Origin of the sequence: Botrimarina hoheduenensis (assembly GCF_007859815.1) — a bacterium.
GTDB lineage: Bacteria > Planctomycetota > Planctomycetia > Pirellulales > Lacipirellulaceae > Botrimarina > Botrimarina hoheduenensis.
The window spans coordinates 176,099-179,976 of the sequence record NZ_SJPH01000001.1 but is presented as its reverse complement, the minus strand read 5'-3'; the positions used below and the strand labels follow the sequence as shown (position 1 = coordinate 179,976).

Here is a 3,878-nt window from a genome sequence, read left to right as displayed (position 1 = left end):
CCGACGTGAGGCCGTACATCGGCTGCGGGCCCGCTCTGCACGCCCTGCGGGTGAAGCGCTTCCTGAGTGACGACGTGAAGCGTGAGACGGGCGAGCTGTACGCGGACCTGTCACGCGTCGAGCATGGGGCCCGCGTGACGAAGGAGCGAGCTCTCGAGCTACTCGAGCGCGTCGTTGTGCAGAACGACCGCCTGCGGACGATCCGCGCGCGGATGAAGTAACCGACGCGGCCGGTGGGCGTGGTGCTCGCCCGGCCGCTTTCTAATCACCCGGGGGGGCAACGATGGCCGAAGTGATAGTGGTTCACGTGGTGAAGTACCGCGACCGGGCGAACCTGGTGCTAAGGTTCCGATGCCCGCTGACGGGCAAGCAAGAGACCCGATCGGCAGGGACCAACCAGCGGAAGCAAGCCGAGAAGCTTGCCGCACAGTGGGAGGCCGACCTCCGCGCGGGCCGCTACCAGCGTGACGCGCGCATGATTTGGGAAGAGTTCCGCGAGTTCTGGGAAGAGTCGAGGCTTCCGACGCTGCGGCGTTCGTCGATCGCCAACTACGCCAAGGCGTTCAACAGTTTCGATCGACTGTGCCGACCGACCAAGGTGGCGGACCTGACCACGGCGCGCGTCACGGCGTACACCGCTGAGCTACGCCGCGAGAAGCAAAAGACCGTTAAGGGCGCTGATGGTAAACCCAAGACCGTCAAGTATCGACTGAGCGAAGCAACCGTGGCGCAACACCTACGCCACTTGAAGGCGGTAGCGCGCTGGGCTCACCGGCAAGGGCTGCTGCCCGCTGTCCCTCAATTCGAGATGCCCAAGCGTGGCGTTGTCGCCAAGATGAAGGGGCGACCGATAACCGGGGAAGAGTTCGAGCGGATGCTTGACGCCACCGAAGGGGTTGTCGGCACCGAGGCGGCGGAGTCGTGGAAGCTGCTGCTACGCGGCTTGTGGTGGTCCGGGCTCCGCCTCGGCGAAGCGATGGCTCTGCGATGGGAACAACACCCCGGCGGCGTCTGGCTGATGCTAGACGGGCGTAAGAGCGTGCTGGCGTTCGATGCCGAGTCACAGAAGTCGGGCAAGGTGGAGCTAGTCCCCCTGGCGCCGGAAGCTGTCGAGTTGCTGACGCCGATTCAGCGAGCTAGCGGCTACGTGTTCCAACCCCTCACTTTCAACGGCAAAGCAGCGATGGCGCGCGACTCGTTGAAGATCGGCAAGATAATCAGCCGCATCGGCAAAGCGGCTGGCGTCCTGGTCGATCCTGCAACGGGCAAGACTGCATCGGCTCACGACCTGCGGCGGGCGTTCGGGGCTCGCTGGTCGCGGCGCGTCATGCCGAGCGACCTAAAAGCGCTCATGCGTCATGCGTCGATCGAGACGACCATGACCTACTACGTGGGGCAGAACGCTCAAGCCACGGCGGCGGCTCTTTGGGACGCTCTAGGTAACATTTCAGGTAACACGGCCCCCCGGGAGGCGTCGAACCGATCGGGGCGGAAGTCGAAAAGCCTACAAAAAAAGGGTTTTTCTCAATAGCCCGGGAGGGACTCGAACCCCCGACCAAGGGATTATGAGTCCCCTGCTCTAACCGACTGAGCTACCGGGCCGGTGGCTCGCTTCTCGCTGCGGTCTGTAGTTGTCGCCCCGTTGGCGGCTTGTGACAAGCGCTGTGGGCCGCAACGCTCACGCGGCAACCACTTCGGTGAGCAAGGCCCCTATCGATTCCTCGCTCACCGGTTCGATCACGCCCCGCTCGGTCACCAGCGCGGTGATCAACTCGGCGGGGGTCACATCAAACGCCGGATTGTCGACCTTGATCCCCGCCGGGGCAAAGCGGACCCCCATCGGCTCGGTGACCTCCTCGGCGGCGCGCTGTTCGATCGGAATCGCAGCGCCCGAGGCGATCGAAAGATCGAATGTGGTGCTCGGTGCCGCGATGTAGAACGGAACCCCGTGGTGCCGGGCCAACACCGCCAAGCCGTAGGTGCCGATCTTGTTGGCGGCGTCGCCGTTGGCGGCGATGCGGTCGGCACCGACAATCACCGCCTTGACCACGCCGTCACGCATCAGCGGAGCCGGCATCGAGTCGGTGATCAGGGTCGCGTCCAGGCCGCGTTGCATGAGTTCCCAGGCGGTGAGCCGCGCCCCTTGCAATAGTGGACGCGTCTCATCGGCAAACACACGCGGGGCGAGCCCCTGCGCGTGCAGCGTAAAGATCGCGGCCAGCGCGGTGCCATCGCCCCCGGTCGCCAGAGCACCGGTGTTGCAATGCGTGAGAATGCCAGCGCCCTTGCCGAGCGGTGCTAGAAGCTCAGCACCAAAGCGACCGATCGCGGCACACTGGGCACGGTCGGCCTGATGGATGGCTTGGGCCTCGGCGAGCAAACGCTTGGCCAACAGGATGGGGAGCTGTTCGGGATCGAACTCGTGCGCGACGCGACGCATCCGCTCGAGCGCCCAAAACAGGTTGACGGCGGTCGGCCGACTCGTTGCCAAGTGATCGCACGCGGCCTCGATCGCCGCATCGCAAGCGGTGCGGCTGGCTTGATCGCGTGTGGCTAGCACCACGCCATAGGCTGCCGCGATGCCGATGGCCGGCGCACCGCGCACGGCGAGCCGCTTGATCGCCTGCCAAACCTCTTCAACCGTCTCACAGTTGATGTAGCGGGTTTCGCCCGGCAGCAACGTTTGATCGAGCAGCGTCAGAAAGCCGTCGGCACCGCCGGTCCATGAAAGGGGATTCGCGGGGGGAGCGGGCGAGTCGGTCATCGGGCTTACGCTGCGTGAGGATCGGGGAGGGCGTTGGCGGCCTTTAGGGCTGCTACTTCGCGGTCGACGCAAAGCGGCTGCTGAACGGCAAATCGAAGGTTTGCGCGACCGGCTCGTTGGTGATCTCGCCCTGGTAGAGATTGATCGCGCGGGCGATTGGAGCCGATACGGCTGCCGCCTTCTCGATGCCGTGCTCGACGATTCGCAGCAACCAGGGCAGCGTAACATTGCACAGCGCGAAGGTGCTCGTACGGCCGACGGCCCCCGGCATGTTGGTCACACAGTAGTGCAGCACGTCGTCAACGATGTAGGTGGGATCGGCGTGCGAGGTGGGATGGCTGGTCTCGATACAGCCGCCCTGGTCGATCGCCACGTCGATAATCACGCTGCCCGGATTCATGCGGCTAAGGTCTTCGCGCCGCACCAGCTGGGGGGCTTTGGCTCCGGGGATCAAAACGGCCCCGACCACCAAGTCAGCGCGTTCAAGCTGCTTGCGGATCGTGTGTCGGTCGGAGAAGAGCACATCGACATTCGCCGGCATGATGTCGTCTAGATAACGCAGGCGGTCCATGTTGACGTCAAGGATCGCCACGCTCGCCTGAAACCCGGCCGCGATCTTTGCGGCATTCGCGCCGACTACGCCGCCGCCGATGACCGTAATATGCGCCGGTGCCACGCCCGGCACGCCGCCCAGCAGGATGCCCCGACCCATCTGTGGCTTCTCAAGGTACTTGGCCCCCTCCTGGATGCTCATCCGCCCGGCCACCTCGCTCATGGGCGTTAGCAGTGGCAGCCGGCCTTGGTCATCGGCGAGCGTCTCGTACGCGACGCTTGTGGCCCCGGTGGCAAGCATGGCCTCGGTCAGCTCGCGGCTGGCGGCAAAGTGGAAATAGGTGAAGACGGTCTGCCCCGGGCGAATCATCGGCCACTCGCTGGGCTGGGGCTCTTTCACCTTGATGATGAGGTCGGCCTGGGCGAATACCTCGGCAGCCGTATCAACCAGCGTGGCCCCCACTTCGGCGTAGGCCTCGTCGATCAGCCCGGATCCCTCACCTGCTGAACGCTGAACCAAGACCCGATGGCCCCGCAGGACAAGCTCCTCGGCCCCGACAGG

General features: G+C 64.9%; 4 protein-coding genes and 1 tRNA gene. 2 read left to right on the top strand and 3 right to left on the bottom strand.

Annotated elements, in window-relative coordinates:
• Together Pla111_RS00740 and Pla111_RS00735 are read left to right on the top strand one after the other, a co-directional pair.
• On the top strand, positions 1-221 hold a 221-nt coding region (locus Pla111_RS00740), incomplete at its 5' end, for a hypothetical protein (RefSeq protein ID WP_197524638.1).
• Between the two features lie 62 nt (positions 222-283).
• Positions 284-1,531, top strand: coding sequence for a tyrosine-type recombinase/integrase (locus Pla111_RS00735; RefSeq protein WP_146570419.1), 1,248 nt, complete (start codon positions 284-286; stop codon positions 1,529-1,531).
• Here the strand turns inward: Pla111_RS00735 and Pla111_RS00730 are convergent.
• The 3 genes from Pla111_RS00730 to ald form a co-directional block, all read right to left on the bottom strand.
• Positions 1,529-1,602 (bottom strand) — tRNA-Ile (locus Pla111_RS00730). The two genes, Pla111_RS00735 and Pla111_RS00730, sit on opposite strands and share 3 nt — an antisense overlap.
• Positions 1,603-1,678: 76 nt before the next feature.
• Positions 1,679-2,764, bottom strand: coding sequence for an S-methyl-5-thioribose-1-phosphate isomerase (mtnA, locus tag Pla111_RS00725; protein WP_146570417.1), 1,086 nt, complete (start codon positions 2,762-2,764; stop codon positions 1,679-1,681).
• 52 nt (positions 2,765-2,816) lie between these two features.
• Positions 2,817-3,878 (bottom strand): alanine dehydrogenase (gene ald / locus Pla111_RS00720; RefSeq protein ID WP_146571526.1); only part of this gene is annotated, 1,062 nt, incomplete at its 5' end.